25 protein-coding genes are annotated in these 26,993 nt (G+C 47.5%); 11 read left to right on the forward strand and 14 right to left on the reverse strand.

Annotated elements, in window-relative coordinates:
• The first annotated feature begins 37 nt into the window (after positions 1–37).
• Genes AB0L18_RS07920 through AB0L18_RS07935 form a run of 4 tightly spaced genes read left to right on the forward strand, consistent with a single transcriptional unit; the run spans position 38 to position 2,233 of the window.
• Positions 38–796 carry a hypothetical protein gene (locus tag AB0L18_RS07920; protein ID WP_367392051.1) on the forward strand — a complete coding sequence of 253 codons (759 nt, stop codon included), beginning with the start codon at positions 38–40 and terminating at the stop codon, positions 794–796.
• Between the two features lie 49 nt (positions 797–845).
• A complete protein-coding gene (gene lptB, locus AB0L18_RS07925) occupies positions 846–1,598 on the forward strand; it encodes an LPS export ABC transporter ATP-binding protein (RefSeq protein WP_367393136.1) in 753 nt (250 codons plus the stop codon).
• Positions 1,595–1,864 (forward strand): hypothetical protein, encoded by a 270-nt coding sequence (locus AB0L18_RS07930; RefSeq protein ID WP_367392052.1) that lies wholly within the window; start codon positions 1,595–1,597, stop codon positions 1,862–1,864. The genes lptB and AB0L18_RS07930 overlap by 4 nt, the downstream gene beginning before the upstream one ends.
• 27 nt (positions 1,865–1,891) lie before the next feature.
• Entirely contained in the window at positions 1,892–2,233 is a 342-nt protein-coding gene (locus AB0L18_RS07935; protein WP_367392053.1) for a hypothetical protein, read from the forward strand.
• On the opposite strand, the gene crcB is transcribed toward AB0L18_RS07935, so the two are convergent.
• Genes crcB through AB0L18_RS07955 form a run of 4 tightly spaced genes read right to left on the reverse strand, consistent with a single transcriptional unit; the run spans position 2,230 to position 5,589 of the window.
• On the reverse strand, positions 2,230–2,586 hold the full coding sequence (crcB, locus tag AB0L18_RS07940) for a fluoride efflux transporter CrcB (protein ID WP_367392054.1): 357 nt from the start codon (positions 2,584–2,586) through the stop codon (positions 2,230–2,232). The genes AB0L18_RS07935 and crcB overlap by 4 nt on opposite strands.
• 22 nt (positions 2,587–2,608) lie before the next feature.
• On the reverse strand, positions 2,609–3,667 hold the full coding sequence (locus AB0L18_RS07945; protein ID WP_367392055.1) for a glycosyltransferase family 4 protein: 1,059 nt from the start codon (positions 3,665–3,667) through the stop codon (positions 2,609–2,611).
• 10 nt (positions 3,668–3,677) lie between these two features.
• Positions 3,678–4,613, reverse strand: a complete 936-nt coding sequence (locus AB0L18_RS07950) for a pseudouridine-5'-phosphate glycosidase (RefSeq protein WP_367393137.1) — start codon at positions 4,611–4,613, stop codon at positions 3,678–3,680.
• Positions 4,614–4,665: 52 nt separating this feature from the next.
• Complete coding sequence (locus AB0L18_RS07955; RefSeq protein ID WP_367392056.1) at positions 4,666–5,589, reverse strand: carbohydrate kinase family protein; 924 nt, start codon at positions 5,587–5,589, stop codon at positions 4,666–4,668.
• A 110-nt stretch (positions 5,590–5,699) separates the two neighbouring features.
• On the opposite strand from AB0L18_RS07955, the gene AB0L18_RS07960 reads away from it, so the two are divergent.
• Positions 5,700–6,509: a BtpA/SgcQ family protein gene (locus tag AB0L18_RS07960; protein WP_367392057.1), complete on the forward strand. Its 810-nt coding sequence runs from the start codon at positions 5,700–5,702 to the stop codon at positions 6,507–6,509.
• Between the two features lie 2 nt (positions 6,510–6,511).
• Here the strand turns inward: AB0L18_RS07960 and AB0L18_RS07965 are convergent, their stop codons facing one another.
• The 4 genes from AB0L18_RS07965 to AB0L18_RS07980 form a co-directional block, all read right to left on the reverse strand.
• Positions 6,512–7,666 (reverse strand): glycosyltransferase, encoded by a 1,155-nt coding sequence (locus AB0L18_RS07965; protein ID WP_367392058.1) that lies wholly within the window; start codon positions 7,664–7,666, stop codon positions 6,512–6,514.
• 183 nt (positions 7,667–7,849) lie between these two features.
• Positions 7,850–9,070, reverse strand: a complete 1,221-nt coding sequence (locus tag AB0L18_RS07970; RefSeq protein ID WP_367392059.1) for a murein hydrolase activator EnvC — start codon at positions 9,068–9,070, stop codon at positions 7,850–7,852.
• The gene (locus AB0L18_RS07975) at positions 9,051–9,845 is read right to left on the reverse strand and encodes a DUF4292 domain-containing protein (RefSeq protein WP_367392060.1); all 795 of its coding nucleotides are present in this window, start codon (positions 9,843–9,845) and stop codon (positions 9,051–9,053) included. Before AB0L18_RS07975 ends, AB0L18_RS07970 begins: the two co-directional genes overlap by 20 nt.
• Positions 9,842–11,536, reverse strand: coding sequence for a tetratricopeptide repeat protein (locus AB0L18_RS07980; RefSeq protein ID WP_367392061.1), 1,695 nt, complete (start codon positions 11,534–11,536; stop codon positions 9,842–9,844). The genes AB0L18_RS07975 and AB0L18_RS07980 overlap by 4 nt, the downstream gene beginning before the upstream one ends.
• Positions 11,537–11,699: 163 nt before the next feature.
• On the opposite strand from AB0L18_RS07980, the gene mce reads away from it, so the two are divergent.
• The 3 genes from mce to AB0L18_RS07995 all read left to right on the forward strand — a co-directional run bounded on the left by mce (position 11,700) and on the right by AB0L18_RS07995 (position 15,085).
• Positions 11,700–12,098: a methylmalonyl-CoA epimerase gene (gene mce, locus AB0L18_RS07985; RefSeq protein WP_367392062.1), complete on the forward strand. Its 399-nt coding sequence runs from the start codon at positions 11,700–11,702 to the stop codon at positions 12,096–12,098.
• A gap of 69 nt (positions 12,099–12,167) precedes the next feature.
• Positions 12,168–12,950 (forward strand): hypothetical protein, encoded by a 783-nt coding sequence (locus AB0L18_RS07990; protein WP_367392063.1) that lies wholly within the window; start codon positions 12,168–12,170, stop codon positions 12,948–12,950.
• A gap of 341 nt (positions 12,951–13,291) precedes the next feature.
• Positions 13,292–15,085 (forward strand): DNA polymerase III subunit gamma/tau, encoded by a 1,794-nt coding sequence (locus tag AB0L18_RS07995; protein WP_367392064.1) that lies wholly within the window; start codon positions 13,292–13,294, stop codon positions 15,083–15,085.
• Between the two features lie 151 nt (positions 15,086–15,236).
• Here AB0L18_RS07995 and AB0L18_RS08000 read toward each other — a convergent pair whose 3' ends face one another.
• The 4 genes from AB0L18_RS08000 to AB0L18_RS08015 all read right to left on the reverse strand — a co-directional run bounded on the left by AB0L18_RS08000 (position 15,237) and on the right by AB0L18_RS08015 (position 17,758).
• Positions 15,237–15,872 (reverse strand): DUF1801 domain-containing protein, encoded by a 636-nt coding sequence (locus AB0L18_RS08000; RefSeq protein ID WP_367392065.1) that lies wholly within the window; start codon positions 15,870–15,872, stop codon positions 15,237–15,239.
• Between the two features lie 95 nt (positions 15,873–15,967).
• The gene (locus AB0L18_RS08005; protein ID WP_367392066.1) at positions 15,968–16,408 is read right to left on the reverse strand and encodes a DUF3368 domain-containing protein; all 441 of its coding nucleotides are present in this window, start codon (positions 16,406–16,408) and stop codon (positions 15,968–15,970) included.
• Positions 16,409–16,446: 38 nt separating this feature from the next.
• Positions 16,447–16,698: a UPF0175 family protein gene (locus AB0L18_RS08010; RefSeq protein ID WP_367392067.1), complete on the reverse strand. Its 252-nt coding sequence runs from the start codon at positions 16,696–16,698 to the stop codon at positions 16,447–16,449.
• Between the two features lie 223 nt (positions 16,699–16,921).
• A complete protein-coding gene (locus AB0L18_RS08015) occupies positions 16,922–17,758 on the reverse strand; it encodes a sulfurtransferase (RefSeq protein WP_367392068.1) in 837 nt (278 codons plus the stop codon).
• 101 nt (positions 17,759–17,859) lie between these two features.
• Between AB0L18_RS08015 and AB0L18_RS08020 the strand changes: the two genes are divergently transcribed.
• Entirely contained in the window at positions 17,860–20,376 is a 2,517-nt protein-coding gene (locus AB0L18_RS08020; RefSeq protein WP_367392069.1) for a M14 family zinc carboxypeptidase, read from the forward strand.
• Positions 20,377–20,721: 345 nt separating this feature from the next.
• Here AB0L18_RS08020 and AB0L18_RS08025 read toward each other — a convergent pair whose 3' ends face one another.
• The gene (locus tag AB0L18_RS08025; RefSeq protein ID WP_367392070.1) at positions 20,722–21,759 is read right to left on the reverse strand and encodes a fatty acid desaturase; all 1,038 of its coding nucleotides are present in this window, start codon (positions 21,757–21,759) and stop codon (positions 20,722–20,724) included.
• 325 nt (positions 21,760–22,084) lie between these two features.
• Between AB0L18_RS08025 and AB0L18_RS08030 the strand changes: the two genes are divergently transcribed.
• Complete coding sequence (locus AB0L18_RS08030) at positions 22,085–24,502, forward strand: ABC transporter permease (RefSeq protein ID WP_367392071.1); 2,418 nt, start codon at positions 22,085–22,087, stop codon at positions 24,500–24,502.
• Position 24,503: 1 nt separating this feature from the next.
• Here the strand turns inward: AB0L18_RS08030 and queD are convergent, their stop codons facing one another.
• Positions 24,504–24,866: a 6-carboxytetrahydropterin synthase QueD gene (gene queD, locus AB0L18_RS08035; protein WP_367392072.1), complete on the reverse strand. Its 363-nt coding sequence runs from the start codon at positions 24,864–24,866 to the stop codon at positions 24,504–24,506.
• Positions 24,867–25,003: 137 nt separating this feature from the next.
• Between queD and AB0L18_RS08040 the strand changes: the two genes are divergently transcribed.
• On the forward strand, positions 25,004–26,992 hold the full coding sequence (locus AB0L18_RS08040; RefSeq protein ID WP_367392073.1) for a caspase family protein: 1,989 nt from the start codon (positions 25,004–25,006) through the stop codon (positions 26,990–26,992).
• Position 26,993: the final 1 nt, after the last annotated feature.

Consider the following 26,993-nt stretch of genomic DNA (forward strand, 5'->3'; position numbering starts at 1 on the left):
ATAGCTTATGTTTGTACCCGGACTATCCCTTACGACTATGTATATCAGACTACTGCTACTCCTGGGTTCCTTCTTACTGAGCTATCAAAGCTGGGCCCAAGGTACCTTTTATGGCCTCAAAGGAGGCCTGACCATTGCTAATCAACAATGGAATACTTTTGAGCGCGACCCACTGGTGGCCTACCACGCCATCTTATCGGCTGAAAGTGCGCCTGCTGATGAAAATTTTTCCCTATTTGCTCAATTGGGTTACCATTTGAAAGGTAGTGCTATTCGGCAATCCCTTTTCGGGAATCCCTTCAATGCTAGCTTTGTTTCTTTCCCTACGCAACGGTTTGAATTTCACAACCTGAGCTTATCCATTGGTGCTAAACAAGTAATTACCCAAGCAGGCAACAGTAATGTTTATTACTTATTCGGCATTCGAGGTGATTATACTCTTTCGACCAACCTTGATGAATACGAGCGGTTCTCAGAACTCAATCAAATTCCTCAGGGGATTTATCCTTTAAACGTTTACTTTTCAGAGAATCAGATTCTTGGTGTTCGCCGCTTCAACTATGGCTTCCTGGCGGGGGGTGGACTCAACTTTCCCTTCTCTGAATATGTTGAAGGAATATTAGAATTTACCGTTAACCCTGATTTTTCACTACAGTACCAGCAACCAAGTATTGACAATGTAAGGAACCCCATTAACGGGCAAAACACGACCATACAAGAACGTAGAATTCGCAACCTTACTTTTGAACTAACAGTAGGTGCACGTTTCTTACGCAAGATAGAGTACATTGACTAATAGACTTGTTATTCTATGTTCATAAAATGAATGATTCCGACCAGCCATGATGATCCTACGCAGTGAAAATTTAGTAAAACTCTACGGCCGCCGAAAAGTCGTAAAGGAGGTCTCTCTAGAAGTACATCAAGGAGAGATCGTGGGGCTACTCGGGCCTAATGGCGCTGGTAAAACCACCACTTTCTACATGACGGTAGGTTTCATCCAGCCCAACGAGGGCAGTGTTTTCTTAAACGATGAAAACATCACGGATCTTCCTATGTATCAGCGTGCTCGCCGTGGTATTGGATATTTGCCCCAAGAGCCATCCGTTTTTCGTAAACTATCAGTAGAAGATAACATCAAGGCCGTTTTAGAAATGACGGCCCTAAGCAAAGAAGAGCAAAGAGACAAACTAGAGTCTTTGATCGAAGAGTTCCGGTTGGAAACGGTTCGCAATTCCTTTGGCGACACCCTTTCCGGAGGAGAGCGGCGCCGTACAGAGATTGCCCGTGCCCTGGCGACCAACCCCAGCTTTATTCTTCTGGATGAGCCTTTTGCGGGAATCGATCCCATCGCCGTTGAAGACATTCAATACATTGTAGCCAAGCTAAAAACCAAGAACATTGGTATCTTGATTACCGATCACAATGTACAGGAAACACTGTCTATTACCGACCGTGCGTACTTGATGTTTGAAGGGAGCATTCTGAAAGCAGGGACAGCCGAGGAACTGGCGGCAGACGAGATTGTTCGCAAAGTCTACCTCGGCAAGCATTTTGAACTTCGCCGAAAAGTTATTGACGTAAACGATCGCGAATGAAAAAATTTTCTTTTCCCCTCATCGCTATTATCTTCTTCACCTTCACGGCTTGTGACAACCAAACACAAAATGTGAGCTTACGCCTTACGCCTACCGAACGTAACCGGATTGACACCCTTTATACCAGCCAACTGGACAGTTTGCGGCCAATATGGGACAGCCTGTGCGAACTACGCTACCCAGAAATGGTAGCTTCAGCGGTAGACAGCATCGTCAAGCAACGCCTGGAAGAAGAAGAACGCTTACGCACCAGAATATCAAATTAAAGACCAGCACGAAAACACGATTTAGGTATGCGGCAATTACTCTTCTTTGCTACTTGGTTGTTTTTTCTGAGCTTTTTCACGACCTGTGAAAGTGCTACCCACGTAGATATTGATGCCGTCATAGCAGAGAAAGTACAGGAGCGCTTGACCGAATTTGAGAGCATTGTCAATCGGCGTTGTCGAGATCGCGCCCTGGAAGAAGCAGGCTTGATGGCCGACTCCATCATCATCGAAGAGGCTCGCCGTAAGAAAGACACCCTGGATCGTCCAATGAGACCTTTACGACCAGATCAACCAGAGCTGCTACAACTGAAAGACAGCCTGGAGTTGGCGCCTCTTTTTGATACGTCTACCCAAAAAAAACACTAATTGATCAGCCGCATCCCGAGCCAAATCGCTAATAGGCCGAACAATATACTTCCGAAGAGATAGCTTCCAGCAGCAAAATAATTGGCGTGCCGTAGCATTTGTACCAATTCGTTGGAAAAAGTAGAAAAGGTGGAAAAACCACCACAGAATCCGGTGACCAAAAGTAATCTCAATTCCGCGCTAAGCCCCTGTTTGCTAAACACCGCTACCAACATTCCCAGGATAATGCAGCTAAGGCCGTTTGCAACGAAGGTCCCCCAGGGATAAACTTCTGCCCTGTTCAACCAGCTGGCCAGACCAAAACGGCACAAGCTCCCTAATCCTCCTCCGATAAAAACCCAGAAATAGGCCATAGTTTGTTGGTTTGCTTGTTGGTTAGTTGGTGTTGCGATTGCGATGAGCTTGCCGATGAAAGTAAAAACTAAATACACTCACCAAGCCCAACTCCAGTAAAATCACCAGGTGAGTATTTAATTTGTCGTGGCAAAAAAGTACCAACGAGATAACAAACATACTCAAGCCTACCAGGATAGCCGTCGCTTCGGAATGCGATTTACCAGCATCTATCAACAAATGATGAATATGGCGACGATCGGCCTTCAACGGAGGCTGCCCCCGTATGATTCTGGTAGAAAAAACCCTGATGGTATCAAACAATGGAATCAGTAAAATCCCGATAGCGACTGCCGGTCCGCCCGTTAGCCGATAGGGGTTGCCTTTCATTAAACCTTCGTTTAAGTCGATAAACTTAATGGCTAAAAAAGCCGACATCAGGCCCAGCATTAGGGCACCAGTATCTCCCATAAAAATTTGAGCTGGAGAGTAGTTGTACTTTAAAAACGCTAATACCGCACCTACGACGGCAAAAGCTATCGCTGCCAAAACAGCAAAACCCGCCACAAAAAACCACACCCCAAAAGTGGTAAAAATCAAGACCGCCAGGCTGCCTGCCAGGCCGTTGATCCCATCAATCAAATTGAAGGCATTCGTAATCACGAAAATGGTAAAAATGGATAAAATGATGACCAAGGCCTCGGGCAATGGCTGATGAAGCCCCATGAAACCGTAAAGACTTTCTAAACGAACATCAGATTTGAGCACCAAAATAGAGGCCGCCATGATTTGGCTAATGATCTTTTTATTGGCAGAAACAGGCGAAATATCATCCTTGGCACCAATGAGTAAAAGGATCAGCATCGCACAAAGTACATACTGTAAATGGTCTTCACCACCCAGTGGCGTCCAGTAAATGATTGAAAAAATAGCACCAGAAAAAATAGCAATACCCCCGAGAGAAGGTGTACTCTCGTAATGCGAACTGCGCTCGCCTGGCACATCATACAATTGCTTATCCCGAGCGATATGGATGATGGAGGGTATCGCGAAGTAAGTCAGTGCAAATGCTGTAAGAAAGCTGAACGCCAATAAGAGCATACTTCCTAATTTAAGTGAGCAATTCACGTTTCAGGAGACTACTTGCTACCGCTATTTCTGCAGCCAGACGAGCATTATTGAGCACCAATTCAATGTTTGAGACCAAGCTTTTTCCTTCCGTCAATTCTTTTATTTTGCTCAACAAATAAGGCGTAATGGCTTTTCCTTTGATCTTTTCGCGCGTAGCCTCCGCTAGTGCATGTTCAATAATGCCGTTGAGGTAAGTGGCGTCCATGCTGAATTTTTCCGGCACGGGGTTCGCGATGATGGCCCCTCCAGCTAAACCAGCATTCCATTTGGTAGCCAAAACTGTTGCTACTTCTTCCGGTGTATGTAAGGTATAATCGACCCCCAATCCGCTTTCTCGAGAATAAAAAGCAGGAAACTCACGGGTTTGATAACCGATTACTGGTACGCCATAGGTTTCGAGGTACTCCAAGGTGAGTGGTAAATCCAGGATTGACTTCGCACCAGCGCAAACAACGGCTACATTCGTTCGTGCCAATTCTTGCAAATCTGCCGAAATGTCAAAATTTTCTGCTCCGCCGCGGTGTACGCCACCAATACCGCCAGTGGCAAAGAGCTCAATGCCGGCCTGTGCTGCAATGATCATTGTGGCCGCAACCGTTGTTGCTCCAAGCTGTTTTTTTGCCAGAAGAAAAGGGATATCCCGCCGACTGGCCTTGGCCACTGCGGTGCCTGTTTTTCCCAGCGTCTCGATTTGGTCGAGGTTCAAACCTGCGCACAGTTGTCCATCAAGAATGGCGATGGTTGCTGGTACAGCACCGGCTTTCCGAACAGTTTCCTCTACCCGCAGGGCTGTTTCTACATTTTCAGGGTAAGGCATCCCGTGGGAGATGATCGTTGATTCTAAGGCTACAACCGCCTTTCCGTCAGCTAATGCATCAGCTACTTCTTCCTTTTTGTTGAGGTATTGGCTCATCAGATCGTCAATTACTATTTGCGATTTTTATTGCGCAGAAAATAAATTGCTGTTGCTAACAAAATTTACGGATATGCTCCAATAAGACCGCCTGCGACATTTCCTTATTGATTGCTCCTTCGGCGCGTACCGCTACGGTGGATGCGGCCAAGCCCGCCCGGCAACAATCCTCCAGCGACCATTTGCGTAAGCTGGCCCAGATCAGGCCTGCCTGAAAAGCATCTCCTGCTCCCGTGGTGTCTGCTACTTTTACCTTGGCTGCTGGCAGATGAATTTTTCGTTCAGCATCAGCAGCATAAGCCCCGTGATCACCCAATGTAATGAACACCCGCTGTACACCAGCTGCAAGCCACCTGCTGGCTAATTTTTCTACATCGCTTGATTGTGAGAGGGGTTGCCCGCTTAATACTTCGGCCTGACGGCGATTTACCTTTACGGTATGAAACTTGCCAAGCTGGTCCTTGACCCTGGTAGCCAATTGCGCCGAAACGGGGTCGAGATAAATAGGTACATCCAGCTCTTGGGCCAGCAACCACTCAATGGCCGCTGGTGGTGTATTGGTTTCCAAACAAATGATGCTTGCTTCTTGCAGCGCGGGGAGCTGAGACTCCAGGTAAGCAGGCGTGATTACGTCTAAAATAGAAAGGTCGGCGATCCCGGCAAAGAGATCATTCTTTTCGTCCAGTATCGCCAGGTTGAGTGCACCTTTGCGGCCATTAGCCAGGATGCTGTAGCGTACACCAATGTTCAGCTCCTGGCATTCGGAGAGCAGTGCTTTGCCATTGCGATCATCACCAAAGACGGTCATCAATTCCGTGGGCAAGCCTAGCCGAACGAGATTTTCGGCCAAGTTGCGACCTACGCCACCCGAAGACTTTACAATTCTACCCGGTACTGATTCCGTTAAGGTTGGTTTTCGTTGAGGAAAGCCTACCATATCCGTCAGTGCTGCTCCCAGCACAAAGATTGGTTTACTCATGTTTTTAGGGATATTTAAGCACAGAGATACGAAAAATTCCGGGGTCTTTATAGAAGACTTGTTTGCCATTGCACAGATATTGCGCCAACTTTGTCCTAAACTCTTCCCTTATGCCTTTTTCCTTATCCGCTACCTTTCCTGATCGTAAGCCGCTGGTGGCGATGATCCATGTGCCGGCATTACCCGGTACGCCCGCTTATCAAAACAACTGGCCTGCCGTGTTGAAAAAAGTGCGGCAAGAAGCTGAGCTACTCGCTACTGCGGGGGTAGATGCCTTGCTCCTCGAAAATATGCACGATACGCCTTATGCTGCAAGGACAGTAGGCCCTGAAATTGTGAGCGGCATGACAGCCGTGGCGCTAGCGGTGAAAAATATTGCGCCCCAATTACCCTGTGGTATTCAAATTTTGGCAGGAGCGAATCAGGCTGCTTTGGCGGTTGCATTGGCTGCTGATCTCCAATTCATCCGAGCCGAAGGTTTTGTTTTTGGCCACTTGGCGGACGAGGGTTGGATGAACAGTGATGCAGCAGAGCTGCTCCGTTACCGGAGAAATATAGGGGCTGAACATATTGCTGTCTTCACCGACGTCAAGAAGAAACACAGTGCCCACGCCATGACGGCGGATGTGGACTTGGCGGAGACGGCCAAAGCTGCTCAGTTTTTCCGTACAGATGGCTTGATTGTCACCGGAACTGCTACCGGAACGGAAGCAAAACCCGAAGATTTGGCAGCGGTAAAAAAAGCGTGTCCTGATCTTCCGCTGTTGGTAGGGTCAGGGATTACGCCCGGCAATATCAAGCATTATCTGCCTTTTGCGGATGGGTTTATCGTCGGGTCGGCATTGAAAAAAGAGGGGCACTGGGCGAATGATATTGATCCTCGCAGGGTGGAGGAGATGGTGGGGGCTTTGGTGGGATGACCCTATCTCACCCTCCGCCCTTTCCAATAAAAAGAAAGCGGCAACAAAGCCAGTGTACCAATCAGCACTATATAGAAAGGATGGATCAACTGCACGGGTAGTAGCCAAGTCAGCCACTTGCCCTCACCCATTTCGCGACAAGCAAAGCGCAGGTAAAATCCTTCGACTATCAATTTCACCAGCCAAGCTAAGGCCACTACAAAGGGCTGGAAAAAAAGTAAAGGAAGGAGCAGTAGCAGCCCCCAGGAGAGTAGATAAACCAGCCCTTGAAAAATGATCAAATAAGGATCGCGATAAGCTCCCGTTTTTCCGGCCCAGCGCAGGCGTTGCCAAAATAATTTTGACCAACTATCCTCTGCTTCCGTGCAAACGGTAGCTGATGTAGTAAATAAGAACTGAATGGATTTGACGTCTTTCTTTACCGCTTTTTGCAGCAAGAAAATATCATCGCCTGAGGCCAGCTTTTCATTACCCAGGTAAGCGCCGAGTTCCTGGAAATAAGTTTTGGTAAAGGCCAGGTTGGCCCCATTGGCTAAAAGTGGACGCCCCTGATAAACGGCGGCTCCGGTGAGCAACATAGTGCCGCAAACATCCAGCCCTTGCCAGGCAGTGAGCAAGCTTGCGGGGCCGCTCATTTTTACGGGACCTAAGATCATTTTTGCGCCCCCGTGCCAAGCAGCAGCTATTTCTTCCAGCCAGCCCTTCGGCACAACCACATCTGCATCGGTGGTGACGATGAGTGTCCCCTGGGCTTTTTGAATGGCTTTTTCCAGTGCTGCTTTTTTGCCCTGACCATGATCTCCTTGCAGCGGTATCAAGTGCACTCTTTGATCTATGATTTGCTCGACGATCTTGGCGGTGCCATCCGATGAATGATCATCAATGACAATAATTTCCATTTTTCCGAAAGGGTAATCCTGGCTCAAGACCGACTGAAGGCAAGCCCCGATATTGGCCGCTTCGTTGCGAGCCGGAATGATGACGGAAATTAGGGGTAATTCAGCAGCAGCGACAGGAGCACGATAAGCTCGCGCACCATCTTTCCAACGCTTGGCAAGCCAGGCCAGAAAAAAAGCGTACAGCAGGCTTAGCACCAGCGTACCATACAGCACTACGGTACTAGCCACTAGGTAAAAGATACTTGGTACAACATCCATTTGTAGGAATTTAAACCGCTAAGAAAGCACCGCGAAGCTCGCCGGCTGTACCAGCATGGGAGGTAAACCTTTCTGACGGAGTACTTGGCAAGACGTCAAATTTGGGTTATTCAAAATCCCTATCCCCCCTGTCCGCTTGGTCAGGCGGGCTCTACTAAGTACCTAATACAGTGAGATTTCACATTACTTACTGATCCAACGCTCAGGATTCAGTCGTTCTTTTTGGCGCCATAGCTCAAAGTGGAGTTCTCCGGCTTGGGTGCTGATATTACCGATCGTTTGGCCCGCAACAAGGGTAGTGCCGCTACTTACGCTCACACTTTCCAGATTCGAATATACCGTATAGTAGTCTCCGTGTCTTACCAGTACCATATTGCGGTAACCGGGTACAAAATGGGTGCTCACTACCGTGCCCGCAGCTACGGCCTTGACCCCCGTGTTGGTTTTGATACCGATATCGATACCGTTGTTAGATATTTCCACCCCCTTGACGGTGGGGTGGGGCTGACGGCCAAACCTTTTTACAATTTCTCCCTCCACGGGCCAGGGTAGGCGGCCTTTTTGGCTTCCAAAATTACTGGTGTCATTATTTCCTTCCGGCGCTGCGGTGTTGCTGGCGGCAGGTGTCGTAGTGGCCGTCTCTGTTCTGGTTCTTTCTGCTTTGCGTATCCTGGCCATCTCCGAGGCGATGGATTGCTCAATGGCTTGATTGAGTTCTTCGCGGGCGATCTCCTGCCGTTTGATGTCGGCGAGAAGCGTGGCTTCACTCTTATTGAGTTTGGTCAACAACTGATCCTGAGCCACCTTTTCTCGGCTGATGGCTACTTTCTGATTTTCCTCGGTGAGTAGCAACCTTTCTTTTTCCTCCCGACGTACTTCCAGTTGAGTAAGCTTAGTTTGCAATGATTTTTGCGTGGCCACAATCAGGCGAGCCTGGCGACTTCTGAATCGTTGGTACTGGCGGAGGTATTGCCAACGCCGAAAAGCTTCGTTAAAATTTCGCGATGATAAGAGAAAGCTGAGCCAGGTATGCTGTAGGCGGCTACGATAAGCCGCCCGTACCAAGTGGCTGTACTCTTCTTTCAATCGATCTACATCTTCATTGAGGGCTAGGACGACTTCATTGGTACGAATGATACTGGCATCCGTGTAGGAAATTTCTTGCTGAAGGGTGCTAATGAGTTCTTCCCTTTTGCGAATCTGTTGTTGCAGTAATGCCAACTGCTCTACCGTAGCTGCTTTGTTGCGGCGGGTATCCCCCAAACGGCGGTTGTTGGCGTTGATTTCCGCCATCAATTCTGCTCGTTTGTTCTTCAGTGCGTCTGCTGACTGCCCTGATAAAGCGCCTGTGGTACTGCATACGATCAGTAGCAGTAAAAGTGCATTACTTAGACATCCGCTCATAGCGCGGAGGCACACTGAAATCGAAATCGGTAGGAACGTTGAGCTCAACTTGGGTAAATTCTATTTCTATCTCTGCCTTCCCGGTTTCCCGGCTATTGACAGCAATTTTACGAAGGTAAGAAAAATCACGGTTGGTGCCAGCATCCTGATAGTTCAGTAATTGAATGGCTAGTGAGCGGGCGTTGCCTCCTTGCTGTACCTCCATCCTATCCAACTGGTAATTGGGCAGCAAGAACCAGAAATCGTTGCGCGCATCTTCATCTTGTGCAGACCACCGCAGGGTATTTTCTTCAGTACTTGCCTTAGGCGTATACTGGGTCAGGTAAACCGGGTTTCCGAGCAAAATTTGTTGCAACATCGTGAGGTCGGCAGGCAGCTTAAAACGCTCGGCGATATAGCTAATAGGCTCCGCCGCGTACTCTTTGTTGAAACGATCTATGATGAATAGCGAATCGGGCGTGACCATTGCACGAGCAACTTCGAAGCCAAACTTCTTAACACTCATCCAGATAGCTCGGTCTTTTTGCATTTTAATGGTAGCGGTACCACCTACAGACATGTCGCCATCATCAAAGGAAAGGCGAGCACTACCGTTGAGCCACTCTGCCTGGATTTGGTTTTGGGCAAAAACTTTCAGATAATCAGCCGGCCCCATGGGGCGATCGACGGTGGTTGTTTCGGTGGCTTTTTTAGCGGTGTTACAACCACTGGACAAAACCAGGGTCAGCACAATAAAAACACCTAAGAACGAACGAAATGCTGGTAGTGAAATCATAAACTCCGATTTGCAATTTTATCTTCTAAACGCTTACTATCGCCGCCTAGTGTCTTGGCTTCCTGCCAAAAGGAAACGGCTTGATCTGGATGCTTGAGTTGAAACTGGATGTCCCCCGCCAACTCCAAAGCAGCAGGCCAATAGGCCGCGCCGTTGGTACGGGCTTTGGCATTCCATTCTTGCGCTTGCTCGTAGCGACCATCCTGGTAATATACTTTGGCTAAGCCATTGGCATAATAGGGATGGTATGGCATTTGGTTGGCTGCTTGTTCGGCCGCCGCCTTGGCGTTTTTCAGGTCATTTTTTTCCAGCAGGTATTCCGCATAACGGTAGTTGACATCTGGCGACGTAGGGGCCAACTCCAAAGCCTGCTTGAATGCAGCTGCCGCAGCTGATTTATCCCCTTGATGACTGTACACCTGTCCTTCAATGGCTTGAATTTCTCCGCGCAGGGCCTGGTCTCGGCCGCTCATCATGGTGGCCATGCTGGTGGCGTCGAGGGCTTCGTCGTAGCGTTTCGTCGCATCGGCTCCCAATGCCAGAAAATATTGGATGACGGCGCGGTTGGGGAAAATATCCAAGGCGTCATTGGCGGCTTTGTAAAGCCCTTCCCCATCACCTACTTCGTAGAGAGCCGTGAGCAGTTGTTCCCATACGGGAAACACATTTTCATCGCGTTCCAGCGTAGTTTTGTACTTCTGAATAGCTTCTTTCTTTCGTCCAGAATGATAGAGCAAATCTCCCGCTGCTGAAAACGGCTTGGCATCGCTGTTGTGAACACCTTCCATAATGGTCGTAAGTTCCAAAGCCGCATCGGCAATGACACGATTTCCTGTTTCGGCCACCATGGTAATGAAAGGGTAAAGCTTACTGATTTTCAGATCTACGGCAACGTCGCTGCGTTCGAAGGCGGGTCGCAATTCAGCGAGATAGCGGAGTTCGTCTTGCTGTATATTAGAGCCTCCAGCCAGGGCCAGTTGCGCCTTGGCGTCTTTGGGGTCTTGGGCAATAATTTGCTCGTACACTTTCCGAGCGGCAGCCGTATCACCTTGAGCATCGTAAAAAGCAGCCAGAATGTGCTTGTATTCCAGCACCTTGGGGTAGACCTCCACCAGGTGTTCCAGTTCTTTGGCGGCGCGTTTGGTATCGCCCAAACCTAAAAAGAGGGTGTGGCGGCGGCGGGCAATTTCTTCGTTAAGCCCGATGGCTTTTTCTAAATCGTCGTAGACCTTAAGCGCTTTATCAATCTCCTGGGCGCGAACCAAAAAATAAGCCCAGCGGAAATAGACGTACTGATCATCTGGCGACTTCTTGGCCAAGGCCTCGTAAAGTGCTGCCCCTTCGGCGTTGCGCCCTTCTTGCTGGTAGATGTCGGCCAAAAACTTGAGGTACCATTCGTTATCGGGAGCTAAATCGGTTGCCAGTTTCAGGTAACGAACCGCATCCTCGATGTCACCCTGCGCGTGTAGCAAACGGCCGAGTTCGTAAGCGACGGCGGCATTGCTGCCATCCTGGCGATTCAGCTCACGCAGCATGCTTACGGCCTTATCGTAATTGCCCAATAGTTTTTCGCGGTTGGCTTCAATAAAAAGCTTTTCGCGGTTGACTTCTTCTTCCGTCACTTGCTCCTGCGCGAACACAGCACTCAAAGACAAAAGCATCAAAAAGGGTAGTAGTATCTTTCGACTCACAACAGTGGGTTATCTTAATAAAACACACAAATTTACAGTGCTTCAATGGAATAAAGCCATTGGCACCTAATTAACAACAACGAAAATTCCTTTCTGGTTATTAGTCTGTTCGATGAAGTTAATTTTTAGAGCTTGTTATCTTTGTGAAAAAACAGGGAAACTGATGCAAATTGAACACCTCGGTATTGCCGTGAAAGACCTGGAAGCAGCCAATGAGCTGTATACGACCCTACTGGGTAAAGCACCCTACAAAGCGGAAGAAGTAGAAAGTGAAAAAGTGATGACTTCCTTCTTTCAAACGGGTGAATCCAAGATTGAGTTGCTGGCAGCTACCGCTCCAGAAAGTGCGATTGCCCAGTACATCGAAAAACGGGGCGAGGGGATTCACCACGTCGCCTTCCGGGTAGCGGATATTCGTGCCGAGATGGAACGCCTACGGGAGCAGGGCTTTCGTTTACTCAACGAAGCACCGAAGCGAGGTGCAGACAATATGTGGGTTTGTTTTGTGCACCCGAAGTCTGCCAATGGGGTTTTGGTAGAGTTGTGTCAGCCGGTTGAGTGAAAAAAATAAAAATAGAGGGTAAGGTTTTGGTGGTATTAGGTATCTATCAATGAATCTAAAAACCACAAAATGAAACCTTTTATTTTGCTTTTTCTATTTCCTTTCTTGTTGACAGCCCAAGACAAATCAATCATTTTCACGATGAGAGATCATCAAGTGAAACAACTGATTCTTAGCAGTGAAGATAATGTCAGCTACGAATATGAGGATGGGTTGATCACTACCGCTGCTGTCATTGCAGGGGTTTCTTCCCAAACTTTCAATTATTACTCCGGAGATGATCGTCTCGACTCTGTGATTGTTCATACCCACCTGAATAAAGAAATAAGGATCAGTAAGAAAATCTATGATTATGACAAAGGTGGTCAGCTCGTATGTACGCGTAATGGACAAGATCTGCTTAGGGAAAACGTGGAAGTAGACTCCTTCTTTTACAACGCCAAAGGACAGCTGGTCCAACTGCGACAATATCAAAATAAGCTGGGAATGGAAGCTGGCTACCGGCGAGTAGATCATTTGCTTCCCCAGGTTAGCGTTGATTACGAATACAATAACAGGGGGCAGATAATACGTGCTACCAGCTCAGGCTGGATGCTTCCTAGTACTACCCATTATTATTACGACGAGCAGGGGCGAGATCTGAGATCAGAAAAAATACTCTTTGTTGATGCCACCAAAGCGGAGGAAAACGAAGCCTGTTTGCGTATTGTCTCGGAAAGTGAATACGATGACACGGGCTTATTGGTTGTTACCAACATTTCTACTTACGAGATCAAGCCCAATGGGCGAGAAAAAAAGATTCCTGGAAAAATTCAAATGAAACGCAGCTACACTTTTTACGATCATCTATAAACAAAAGTGTCGGCTGTAACTAAGTCGCTTAGTAGACTCTTTTCAGTACCTTTGCCGCAACAAAGCAAAACTTTTGGGTCAGCCTATTTATTCAGCAAAGGCTGCCCAAAAGTTTTGCGCTTTAATTAAATGAAGTGATTCACTGTATGGCGTACCAAAGCAGAAAAAGAGACTACCGCACCCCGCGCGAAAAAAATGCGGTCACTTGGCGAAACACCAAGCTGATTGTCCTTTTTTCCACCCTGGCGATCATCGTTTGGGTTTTTAAAAATCGTTACGAATACTGGGCTTGGATCAAGACCTATTTTTATTGATTATCTTTGTAGGAAAGAATATTCTCTATGAGCAATTTTGTTGTTTCGGCCCGCAAGTATCGCCCCCAGCGCTTTGATGAAGTGGTGGGGCAACAGCACGTGTCCCTGACCCTCAAAAATGCTTTGCAGAGTGATCACCTGGCCCACGCTTTTCTTTTTTGTGGGCCTCGGGGAGTGGGTAAAACGACCTGCGCCCGAATTTTGGCGAAGACGCTCAATTGCCAAAACCCTACGGCCGATTTTGAGCCTTGTAATACTTGTGACAACTGTGTTTCGTTCAGCCAAAATGCTTCTTTCAATATTACCGAGCTGGATGCTGCCAGTAACAACTCGGTGGAGCACATTCGGGCGCTGATTGAGCAGGTGAGGTTTCAGCCGCAGCAGGGCAAGTACAAGGTGTTCATCATTGATGAGGTACACATGCTTTCTCAGGCGGCGTTCAATGCCTTTCTGAAAACCTTGGAAGAGCCGCCTTCCTACGCCATCTTTATTCTGGCGACCACGGAGAAGCACAAGATTATTCCTACGATTCTCTCCCGCTGTCAGATTTTTGATTTCAAGCGGATTCAGACACCGGACATGGTGGCCCACCTGGCAGATATTTGTGAACAAGAAGGGATCAAGGCCGATGCGGATGCCTTGCACATCGTAGCCCAAAAAGCCGATGGTGCCCTGCGGGATGCGCTTTCTATTTTTGACCGGATCGTTTCGTTTTCCGGCAAGCAGATTTCTTACGAGGACGTAATTACGAACCTCAATGTGCTGGATTACGACTACTACTTCCGGGTGGTGGATGCCTTGTTGGCCGAAGATATTCAGCAGACGCTTGTGATCTTCGACGATATTCAGCGCAAGGGATTTGATGGCGACTTGTTCGTCACGGGCCTGGCGGAGCATTTGCGCAATATCCTCGTTTGCAAAGACGAGCAAACCCTGAGCCTGCTGGATGCCAGTGATAGCCTGCGGGACCGGTACCAACAGCAGGCACGCCTGAGCGGCAGTGATTTCATCCTGACGACGCTCAACCTGGCCAACGATTGCGACCTCAATTACAAACTGGCCCGCAACAAACGGCTCCACGTGGAGATGACGCTCATCAAGATGGCCAGCATAGGAAGAGCTTTCCGGATTGCTGATCAACCGCTGGCAGCCCCAGCAACCCAGGAAAAAAAAACGCCTGACGCGAACGTAAGTAGCCCCGTGGCCAACGCTGCCGATGTGCCTTCGGTAGGAATTGCACCGCCCTCCACCAGCCCGGGAAATACCCCACAAGCACCCGCCGCTACAACGACCAACCAGCAAGCCAACTCCTCGACAGAACTAAACAAAAAAGCACCTCCCACAACGTCCATCCCCATCAAAGAACAGGCCAACACCATGGCCAAGGCCAACCTGAGCAGTATGTTGGCCCAGCTCAAGGAGGAAGATAAAATCAAGGTAGAAACGGTTGATAAACTCCAACTCAACGAGGTACAAAAAGCCTGGGATAAATACGTCGCATCCGTTGAACGCGACAGCTTGCGTTTTCAGCTACAGGGGGTAGAACTCTCGCTGGAGCACATGACCATTACCGCCAAGGTCAGCTCCATTTTGATAGAGAGTGCCATTCGGGAAGAGCATGACCTCACTGAAACCTTGCGCCAAGAGCTAAAAGCGCCCGACCTGATGTTGAAAGTGGAAGTGGATGCCAGCATGCGCAAAGAAGAGGTAAAAGTAAAGCCCAAGACCCTCAACGCCCGCGAAAAGTACCAGATGATGGTGGAACAGAACCCCGCCGTAAAGGAGCTGGTGAAGCGCTTTGGTTTGCGGCCTGATGAGTGAGTGCGTGAGGCTTACCTTGTATGTTCCTAGAAGAGAGATAATTGAGGCAAGCCTCACGGTATTGGGTACGGGGTACTTAGTATAGGGTATTTTAAATACGAAAAGGTACAGTACCCCGGTTAACATCAACTGTTCACTTAGCGAACCGTCTCTAAATGTACTTGTGCGATCCGTCGCAGGAAGGCATCTTGTTGGACAGGCCACAGACGCAGTCGTTGATGCCTTTTCCATCGAGAATCCGCTCAATGTACTTTTCTATCCTTGCTGTGCGGGTTTGGGATTGTTTTCCGGCGGAGAAAAACAGGTTGTAGCCCCTTTGTCGCCCTGGGGTCAGTGCCTCAAAGGCGGTTTTGAAGGCGGGGAGTTCTTCGAACTTATGTAGTAATTCTTCTACCAGAACGAGTTCGTTTTTTTCTTTAAAATCGATCCTCAATCCTGCTTTTTCCACTTCGATGGCTTCAAAAATATATGCTTCCAAGGTGGATTTTTTTGCTGTAATTTCTTTGCTATTGGTAAATCGAATCACACGTGCAGCCTGAATATTCTCTCCCGGTTTTTCCAGGATTCCTTCCGGGTTTTGGAGCAAGGCCCCTTTGAAAAAGCTGAGCACACAATGGGTCTTAAATCCACCAATGATAGCAATGTTGCTCCCTTGAAAGGTATAGCAAGGAGAACGCCACTTCCATTCCTCTGTCAAATCACAGTCGAGGAGGATGGTTCTTAGTTCCGCCATTTCTTCCTGCCATTGATCGGCTTTACTGAGGAAGGTGTCTACTTTGGGGTTCATGGGTTGGGGGGGTGTGTGATTAACGGTTGTTGGTTGGATTAACAGCGATGCTTTGCTTACAGCACATTACTAAACAGTCTCATTCCTAATTTCTCTTATCCTTCATTTACTCTAATGAGGATATCCTTATACAATTTTTCACTTATTCTGAAACCCATTTTTTCTTTTAAATCCTTCATGTAAGGCTCAACCTTTGGTATTAGACCTTCTTCTTTTGCCAATACTAGAATACCTAAAAGGCCAATTATTCTAATTCCATATGATCTTGCTATCCTTCTTCCTTTTGCCTCATCCATTACAAGAAAATCCGAATTCAGCTCAAGGGCTAATACGATCGCTTCTGATTCTCCTTTATCCAGTTTTTCTCTTAACTCCTCGTATAAATTCCGATTCTTTATCTCCACTATCTTTATCCAGTCAAAGGAATCAATTACTTTTTTCTGCTTTGAAAGGGCTGCTAATTCTTTATATACTTCATTAGGGATTAAGATTTCTCTATAAAGCCCCTTCATTATCAGTAATAACTTAATTTTCAACAAGTTAGTTATTGCTGTTGTATCGCTTACTACTACCACTATTCTTTCATTTCTTTATATGCCTTAATTGAGTCAAGGTCATCTAGAAAATCTTCATAATCGTATTTTATTAACACATCTCTCTTTGACATTTCCAATTGAAAAGAAATCTGGTCTAGTCCCGCCATATTCCTGGCTTGACCTAAAGTTAATCGGCCTATATCGTACAGGTGTACTGCGATTTCTATCAACAGATCGTCAGGCGACATATTGGCATTCAGCAGCACATCTTCTCCTATTATTAATCCCATCTGCTCTATTGTTTTATATATAACAGCTCTTAGCCTACTAAAATAAGTCAATTTGAGTACTTTATCAAATTGACCAAATAAAACCTATACATATTCTCTTTCACCTAGAATTCTATTTACCCGAAGAGTTGAGCGAACGTCCCCTTATTTGCATTGCACTAAAACCTTGTATCCCCCCTTTTACCTACTTACAAAAAAGCCTTTTCTACCCCATTCGCAGCCCTCACCCCACCTCAACCCCTCGCCCCTCAACCGTAATCCAATCACTCCAGGAGCCGGGGTACAGGCGGGCGTCGCCTAAGCCGGCGTGTGCGTAGGCGAGGATATTATGGCAGGCGGTGACGCCGGAACCACAGTAGAAGGTGGTCTTTTCTGCTGCTGGTAGATCAGCAAAACGGGCACGCAGTTCTGCGGGTGATTTTAGCAGTCCTTCGCTGGTCCAATTGTCGGCGAAGGGCAGGTTGATGGCGCCGGGTACGTGGCCCGCTACGGGATCGATGGGCTCTACTTCTCCGCGGTAGCGTTCGGGAGCGCGGGAATCTACGACAACAGCGTCAGGAGCGGTACGTAAATGATCTAAGGCTGCGGCATCATTGGTCCAGTCTTTTTGTGCTTTAGCTACAAAATTTACCGGCGACAGCTTGCGTACTTCTGTGTTCTGCGGCAAGCCTGCTTTTTCCCAAGTGGCCAGTCCGCCGTCGAGCACCGCCACGGCCTCGTGCCCCAGGTAGCGCAACATCCACCACAGGCGAGCAGCGATGGCACCGCGCTTGTCATCATAAACGACCACCTGCGTCGCAGGGCTGATTCCCCAACGGCTGAACAATTGTTCCATTGCCGTAATACAGGGCAGTGGGTGCCGCCCGGTCTTTCCCGGAACGATGGGCCCACTCAGGTCTTCCTCCAGATGAGCGAAGATGGCCCCCGGGATATGAGCATGGTCATAAGCACGTTGGCCATAAGCCAGGTCGTCCAGATCGTGGCGGCAATCAATGACCAGCCAATTGGGATTCGCCAATTCTGACGCTAATTCTACTGCGGAGATGATGGTATTGAACACAGGATGTCTATTTTAGCTCTTCATTTACTAATAATCTTCTAATATTGTGAAATTTTCCGTTAGGGAATGAGTATTCACATCATTTTTTATTTCACTACAGTATGATGATCTCACTACGTTATACCATTGGGCTTTTGGTCGCCTGCTTGCCTTTATTGCTTTTGGGCCAGCTACAAAGTCCTGATAATTTCCTTCCCCATCGCCTGGGACAAACCTTTACGCCTCACCACTTGCTGGTGGATTATTTCGAGCACGTTGCGGCCAACAGCAAGGCGGTCCAACTCGAAGAATATGGCCGCACCAACGAGCAACGCCCGCTCCTGTTGGCCGTCGTTTCTACACAAGAAAATATGGCTCAAATCGAAGCCATTCGCCTGAATCATCTCCGTCGTGCGGGTATAGAAAAAGGCACACCAGACCCTGCGCTCGACCGTGCTATCGTCTGGCTGAGCTACAGTGTCCACGGCAACGAAGCGGCCGGCTCAGAATCCAGCATGGGGGTCATCTACGATCTCGTGGATCCCAATAACAAAGCTGCCCAGGAGTGGCTCAAAAATACCATCGTCATTATCGACCCTTCGGTCAATCCTGATGGGTATTCCCGCTATACCAGTTGGTACCGGGGCGTAGCCACCACCAGTCGTGATATTAATCCTGATGTTCGCGAGCACCGCGAGCCCTGGCCCGGTGGTCGTACCAACCACTATATGTTTGACCTCAACCGTGATTGGGCCTGGCAGACGCAGGTGGAATCGCAGCAACGGATCGTGAAATACCACCAATGGATGCCCCATATCCATGCCGATCTGCACGAGCAGTGGTTTGATAATCCTTACTATTTTGCACCCGCTGCCCAACCTTTTCACGCTTACATTACCGAATGGCAAAGTGATTTCCAAACAGAAATCGGAAAAAACCACGCCAAATATTTCGACCAAAATGGCTGGCTCTATTTCACGCGGGAGGTATTTGATCTGCTTTACCCTAGCTACGGTGATACCTACCCCACCTTCAATGGATCTGTAGGAATGACTTACGAGCAAGGTGGTCACAGTAAAGGTGGCGCAGCTATTTTGTTGCCTAATAGTGATACACTGACCCTCTACGACCGGGTGGCACATCACCGCACTACTTCTTTGAGCACCATTGAAATTGCGAGTAAGAGTGTGGATCGTTTGGTAAATCAGTTTACCGATTACTTCAAAAGAGCGGCCGACAATCCTACGGGGTCTTACAAGACCTACATCATCAAAGGAGATAACCAGCAGCCAAGAATGGAGGCCCTCCTTCAGTTTTTGGATCGCAATGGAATTGAATACGGCACTGCGGCAAGCTCCAGCACCGTCAACGCCTACAACTACCAAAATGGGAAGCGGGAAAATATCAGCATTGGCAACAATGATTTGGTCATCAGCGCCTACCAGCCTCGTTCGGTGCTGACCCAGGTATTGCTTGATCCTACCACCGAGGTCGTCGATTCTCTCACTTACGATATCACGGCTTGGAGCCTGCCTTATGCTTATGGCCTTAACGCTTTTGCGAGTACGACGCGCGTAAATGTGAAAAAAGGTTACGAGCCAGCTCCTTACACCAATAACCTGGGTAGCAATCAAACACCTTATGCCTATCTAATTCCCTGGGAATCTACCAAGGAAGCACATTTTCTTGCCCAGCTTTTCAAAGCAGATGTGCAGGTAAGAGCTGCCAGTACTGATTTCCAACTTCGCGGCAAGCAATACCAGGCAGGAACACTGGTGATCACCCAGGCCGACAACCGTAAAAGAGATGATTTCGATAGTGTCGTACGCGACATCATCCGAACCAATAAGATCAGTGTGGATGCCATCACAACGGGCTTCACGGACAATGGCCCGGATTTGGGCTCGTCTTCTATGATGTTGCTGAAAGCACCTCGCGTAGCGATGGTAGCCGGTGAGGGCACTTATTCCAATGAAGCAGGCCAGGTATGGCATTTCTTTGAGCAACGCCTGGACTATCCTATCCATATCTACTACCCCGATGATTTGGAATCCTGGACGGGCGAAGATATCGACATCCTTATTTTGCCCGAAGGCTACTACCCAATGAATGATGGAGCAGGTGAAAACATTAAAAACTGGGTTCGCAGTGGTGGCAAGCTGATTGCCATTGGTGATGCCTTGTCTTCATTAGTAGGTCAGGATGGGTTTGGTCTCAGCTACAAAAGCGCTACCAGCGATAATGAACCCAGCCCCCCTCATCAGGACCACAGTTACGCTGGAGCAGAGCGTCGTAGCATTGCTGATGCTATTCCCGGTGCTATTTTTAGTGTAAAGATGGACACTTCCCATCCCTTGGCTTTTGGTTTAGGGGAAACTTACTTTTCGCTTAAAACAGGCACCTCCGCTTATGAACCGCTCAGCAGTGGTTGGAATATTGGCACCATTGGTGACGACCCCATGATCAGTGGTTTTGTAGGTAGCAACGCGAAAGAAAAGATGAAAAATACCTTGGTGTACGGCGTGAAGCGGCACGGTGGTGGCCAAATGGTTTACCTGGTGGATAATCCGCTTTACCGTGGCTTCTGGGAAAACGGGACTTTCCTGTTTAGCAATGCTCTGTTTATGGTGGGGAATTAGGGTAAAATTCACCTTCAGGTATACGCTAAAGTCGGTTTGCCTGAAGGTGAATTTTACGGTATTATGTACTGGGTATAGCCCGCCTGGCCAAGCGGACAGGGGTATAGGGATTTTTGATATCGCTAGTAGAAGCATCTGATAAATTTCCTACCACTGGCTTTTCAAATCGATATTGGGAATCAATACCTAATTGTTTACTATCCCTTTATACGCTACTTTAAGGGGTCAGCGAAGCAGCCGCATCCTACTACGTAAAAAGGGCTTCGACCCGCTTGTTTCTATCCCTAAAAGGAAAACAAGCGGGCCGAAGCCCTTTTTTATTATCGTAAAACCTGTGTTTAAGCTTTACGCCGCCGGCTCATAGCGCTGATAAAATTCTTTGAAGGTGATCATCCGCTCGGTCTGTTCGTCCCAAAGTTTGTGGAACATAAATTGCAGGCTTTCGAAGAAGGTCACCGAGGTAACGTACTGCTGCAAATCTGGATTTTCCTCCGCACAGCGTATCAGGTTGTAACTGGGGATACGGCTGTTTAGGTGGTGGATATGGTGGTAACCAATATTCCCCGTAAGGAAGTGCAACCAACCCGGCAACTTGTAAAAGCTACTGCCGCGAATGGCACTCAAGAGGTAATCCCAGTTGTCTTTCCAATGCTTGTAAGCCAGTTCGTGCTGATGTTGGACAAAGAAAAACCAAACGGCAATGATGGCGAACAAGAAGACAATTGGCAATTGGATCATCAAGAACGTTTTCCAACCAAAAGCCCACATGCCCAGGCCGTAAGCCGTGAACAGGAACAGATTGTTCAGTGCCAGCCACTTGCGGTTGTTTTGCCAGCCTTGTAATTTCACCAGCGTAAACCTGTTGTTACGAATCAAATAAATAACCGGCCCGACAACAAAAGTAATCAGTGGCATCCGAAAAATGCGATAAGCCAAACGCTGGCGTGGCGTAGCTTCAGCGTATTCCTTGGCGGTCATGGTTTGAATATCACCAATATCGCGTACCTCCAACTGTCCGCTGTGGCCATGATGAAAATCGTGTACCTGTGCCCAGTACTGGAAAGGAATAAAAGTAAACAAACTGGCTATCCAGCCCACAATCTTGTTCCAACGCTGGTCTTTGAAAAAGGAGCGGTGGCCACAATCGTGTTGGATAATAAAAATACGAACGGTAAAAAAAGCATTCAGCAAAGCCAAAGCCCAGGTGATACCGTACGACCATTCCAGGCTCTGGTACATCAGCGCCCAAATAGCGATGAATGGCCCGAAGGAAGTAATGATCTGAAGAATAGCCCGGCTACTGTCTGACTGAGCATACTTCTTGAAGCGAACCGGCCAATCGGCTAAGGCTTGCTGGATCTGTTGATCGGTGTAAGTTGACATAAGAAAAAAAATTAGGCATTGAAAAACAAAACAGTTTGAAACACAGATAGTTGTCAGCCACGCAGAAGCATCAGCTGTTAACTGAATGTAGTCTGGCAAAGATAGGATATTAGTCAACCACAAAAATAGGGCACAAAGACCCAAAGCACCAAGCAGATAGCAGTATATTGTCTGGTCAAGACAGAAAGGTGACATGATATTAACAAACCAAATACGCTTAGAATAGGGGGGCTTTCTATTTATACACATCTCTTTAACAACAGGATACATTTTCATTGTCAAAAAAGCAAGTGTAGCGTTAATCCATACTAAACACCTTCCCATCATGTTTCGTAGCTATCTAAAAATCGGCTTTCGTAGCCTCCGCAAGCAACCTTTTCAGACCACCATTTTTATTTCAGGTCTGGCTTTAGGGCTTACTGCTTTCCTTTTTTTACAGCAATACACTGCTTTTGAAAAGAGCTACGATAATTTCCATTATGCTGCCGACGAGCTCTACCGCGTCACTACTGATCAAATAGTAAACGGGAAAATAGATACACGCGACGCGATGTCCTTTGCCTCATCCGGCGCTATGCTCGTGGAAGAAATCCCTGAAATTATCAACGCTACGACAACCTATAAAACGGAACGGATGGTATTTCGTAAGCGCAATCAACCGATCGAAGAACTCAACGTCATTGCTGTAGACACCAATTTTCTTGACCTTTTTGCTTATCCCGTACTTCAGGGCGACCCAAAGACGATGCTTTCCGCTCCCTTCAGTATCGTCTTGACCAAAACCCAGGCCGTGAAGTATTTTGGCGAAGAAAATCCCATTGGTAAAACGATTGAAGACCTCGATGAATTCAATCAGGCTTTTACTGTTACCGGAGTTATTGACGATGTTCCCGAAAACACGCACTACCATTTTGATATACTTGTATCACTGGCCAGCTACCAGGAAGAGCTGGAAGAAAACGGATGGGATGGCTACAATTATTACACTTATGTCTTGTTGGACGCTGGGGCAAAGTTGGCACAAGTAGAGAAAAAACTCCTCGCGCTTGCCAAGAAATACATTGGCGAAGAGGATCAACTTTTTTTTAATCTTCAACCCGTAAAAGATATTCATCTTTATTCTGATTTCACTTTCGAACCTCAGGTTCACGGTAGTGCCAAAGCCGTTAATTTTTTGAGTATCATCTCTATTTTCATTCTGCTCATTGCATGGATCAATTATATTAATCTGTCTACTGCAAAGGCGGTAGAACGCGCCAAAGAAGTAGGTTTACGCAAAGTTGTTGGTGCTCAGCAAAAGCAACTTATTGGGCAGTTTTTTTTCGAATCCTTGCTTATCAATTTATTTGGTGCCTTAGCAGCTCTTCTGTTGGCTTTTGCGCTTACCCCCTATTTCAACGGGCTCGTAGGTAATACAGTCGTCCACAATGTTTTTTTCAATTCCTATTTCTTAGGGCAATTGGCGATTTTCTTTCTTGTAGGTACGATCGCTACAGCCTTCTATCCCGCTATTGTACTTTCCTCTTTTCAACCCATCAATGCTCTGCGTGGTGCTTTTAGCCGGACCCCAAAAGGGATATTCTTACGTAAATTGCTAGTAGTTGTGCAGTTTGCCGCTTCCCTTTTACTGATCGCCAGTACAGTGATTATTTACCGACAGGTAGATTTTCTTACCAATACAAAAATGGGAATGAACACCACCCATGTCATTGGTTTTGAAAGACCCGACCCTGAGGATATGTCACGTGAAGCATATATCAGTAAGATCAGGGCTTTTGAAAATGCCCTATTAGCTAAGCCTGAAATAAAAAGTGTTGGTGGCATTCAGAATATGCCTGGTGGACAGAGTTTTGACATCAACTCTACCAGCAGTGGCGTAAGTATACCTGGTCAAACCGATATTGTTAAATCTACCATATATCTCACCGGTGCAGATGACAACTATCTTGATGTACTTAACATAGCCACGCTTGCCGGCCGTAATTTTGATCGAGAAATTGCTGCCGACTCTAATGCTGTTATGGTTAATGCAGCCTTCCTGAAATTATTGAATATTGCTGATCCGAGCCTTGCTGTTGGCGAGTTGCTGCAACTAAGAGAAGGCCCAAATGCAGCAAGGTTACCCATCGTAGGGGTTATTGATGATTTCAATCGCTCTACTTTAAAACAGCAGGTAGAGCCTACCATTCTTTATTACACTCCCACACCTCCGCGCAGTGTCGTGAAATTAAGTGGAGTGCAAATGGCTGCACAGTTGGACTTTATTCAAACCACCTATCGCGAGATGTTCCCCAATGCGCCCTTTGCTTATACGTTTCTTGATGAGCGATTTGCGAAAATATATGCCGCAGATAGGCGCTTTGGTAGCATCTTCCTCATTTTTTCCATCCTTGCCATTTTTGTAGCGTGCATGGGGTTACTGGGGCTGTCTTCCTATCTGGCGCTTCAGCGTACAAAAGAGGTTGGAATTAGAAAAGTACTGGGTGCTACCGTGCCGAGTATTGTATTATTATTCTTCCAAGATTTCCTCTGGTTAATCCTTATCGCCGTCGTAATTGGGGTTCCTATTACTTACTTGGGGATGAACGAATGGCTAGCTGGTTATGCACACCGGATCACTTTTCCCTGGTGGGTACTTTCAGGAGCCATACTCACATTGGTAGGTATTGCCTTTTTAACCGTCAGTTACCAAACTTGGCGTTTGGCCATATTAAACCCCACATCAACCCTACGACAAAACTAAACTACTCGTATTCCCCTCGATAGATCACCCCACTACTGGGGTTTTCACACACTTCTACCCGCGAGAGTGCCGGCAGTTGAGGCTTCACTTCCCGCCAAATCCAGATGGCAAGGTTTTCTGCCGTGGGGTTTTCCAGGCCAGGAATATCATTGAGGGTACGGTGATCGAGTCTTTCTTCGATAGGTTTCCAGATGGCTTTGACATCACCGAAATCTGCCACCCAGCCCAGGTGTGGATCCAATTCTCCACTAATGTACAGGCGTACAATATAGGTATGCCCGTGCATTCTTCGGCACTTGTGTTCTTCGTGAACGTTGGGCAAATAATGTGCAGAATCAAACGTAAACTTCTTAAAGATCTCCATCCTGTTGGCCAATTTTGCGCAAAGTTAGTATTAATTTTACGTATCTTCGAAAGTTGGTAACCCTTTCACAGATAGACTCATAAAGCAGTATCCCCGTCGCGAAGTGATTGGGGTATCGTACACCAAAACCGTTTAGTATGGCTACTCAAAGGGGGTTCGGAAGACAAGAAGGAAGCAATACCTCTCCAAATAGTGGCAAAAACTATTTGCTCACCATCGGTATCGACAATTACCTCCATTGGCAACGCCTCTCTAATGCCGTAAAGGATGCCCAGGAATTTGCTGATGTACTTACTCGTCAATATCAATTTGAGGCCGGAGATATTTTTACACTCTACAATGAACAGGCCACCGAGGCCAATATTTACCAGGCTTTAAGGGACATGAAACGGCGGCTGGAGCCACTGGACAACCTCATTGTTTACTATTCCGGCCACGGCCATTATGATGACGAATTTGATGAAGGTTACTGGATTCCCGTCAATGCTAAGCCCGATGATGAGAGTAATTTCATCAGCAATGCCAATATCGTCAAGCGAATCAACGCCCTGGATACACAGCATACGCTGCTAATCGTCGACAGTTGTTTTTCGGGATCTCTCGTGGTGCAAAAAAGAAATGCTATTCCCGACGAGCGGTTTAAGTCTCGGCGTATCCTGACCTCTGGCCGCTACGAAACGGTTTCCGATGGCCGCGATGGGGAGAACAGCCCTTTTTCCGCAGGCCTCCTCACTTATCTGCGCAAGAATACTTCGCCAAAACTGGATACCACCAGTGTCATCAAATACGTCAAAGACTTTGTTTTCACCCAGGCCAAGCAGCATCCCGTTGATGGCCGCATTCAAAATAGTGCCGACGAAGGGGGCGAGTTTGTCTTTTACCTGCGCCGTGACGAAGAAGCCGTTTGGCAGGAAGTGTGCCTGGCTGATAAAGTGGTGGAATACCGCAATTACATCGCCGGCTTTCCTGCCGGAAAATACGTAGCCGCCGCCAATCGCAAGATCAATTTACTGGAAGAAGATGAAGTCTGGTCGAGCGTCAAGATCAACGACACCGAGCTTGGCTATGAAGGTTATATCAGCAAATATTCTCCTTCCGGAAAATACCTCACCGAGGCTAGAGAGCGGCTCTCAAAACTCAGAGAAAACCGCCACGAACGCCAAAAAGCCCAACAGGAAATTGCCGCACGAGAAAGCGAGCGTGCCCAACTACGCCTGGCTTTCGACGAGCTGGTAAAAAGCGCTGAACGCTTATTTGGCGAACGCAAGCTGGAGGAAGCTCGCAGTAAATACCGAGAGGCACTCCAAACTCACCTCCCCGGCTTTGCCCCTACTCAGGAGTACCTCGAAGAGCAAATCAACCTTTGCCAGAGCAACCTGGCTTTTTTAGCTCATTACGAAAACGGCAAGGCGGCACTGCAGCAAGAAAACTACCGACTGGCCATCGAGTATTTTCAGGAAGCCCTGAAGATTAATAACAATGCCAAAGTAGAAAAACTCATCGCGCATTGCCAGCAGCAAATGCAAAATGGTCAGCGTAAAACTTCGACCAGAAGTGGCGGTGCTCAAACACGTTCTTTCGCAGGTACTGCTACTCCTGACGCGCCAAAGCGCCGTATTGGGATGTGGATTGGGGTAGGGGTTACCCTATGCTTCTTATTGTTCCTCCTTTTCGCAGCACTGGTCAACGAAGGCATTTTTGACAACACGCTCCCCAACTACGACGATACCTCTATCTACGACGACGATTACACCGATGATCCCACACCCGGCAGTACGCCTGCCAGCCCCACTACCGCAGATTTACTGATGGGCACCTGGCAAGTAAGTACCATCAATGTGGTGCGTAATGGTGTAGCCTACAATGCCACAGCAGAAGATCAATCACTATTGTTGCTGATTGGAGCCGTCTACAATTTCCAGTCGAACGGCATTGTGACACTTAGCACCGAATTTGGCTCCGAAAACATCTATTACAGCCTCAATGGGAACAATATTTACGTGCAAGCCCCCGGCTACAGCACTGGAACCATTAACAAAATAGATCGGCAAAGCTTACAGCTGACGCTGCCCTTTACCAATTACTTTGGTACCCACATGTTGCAGTTTAATCTGGTGCGGTATTGAT

This window comes from Lewinella sp. LCG006, assembly GCF_040784935.1.
Classification (GTDB): Bacteria; Bacteroidota; Bacteroidia; order Chitinophagales; family Saprospiraceae; genus Lewinella.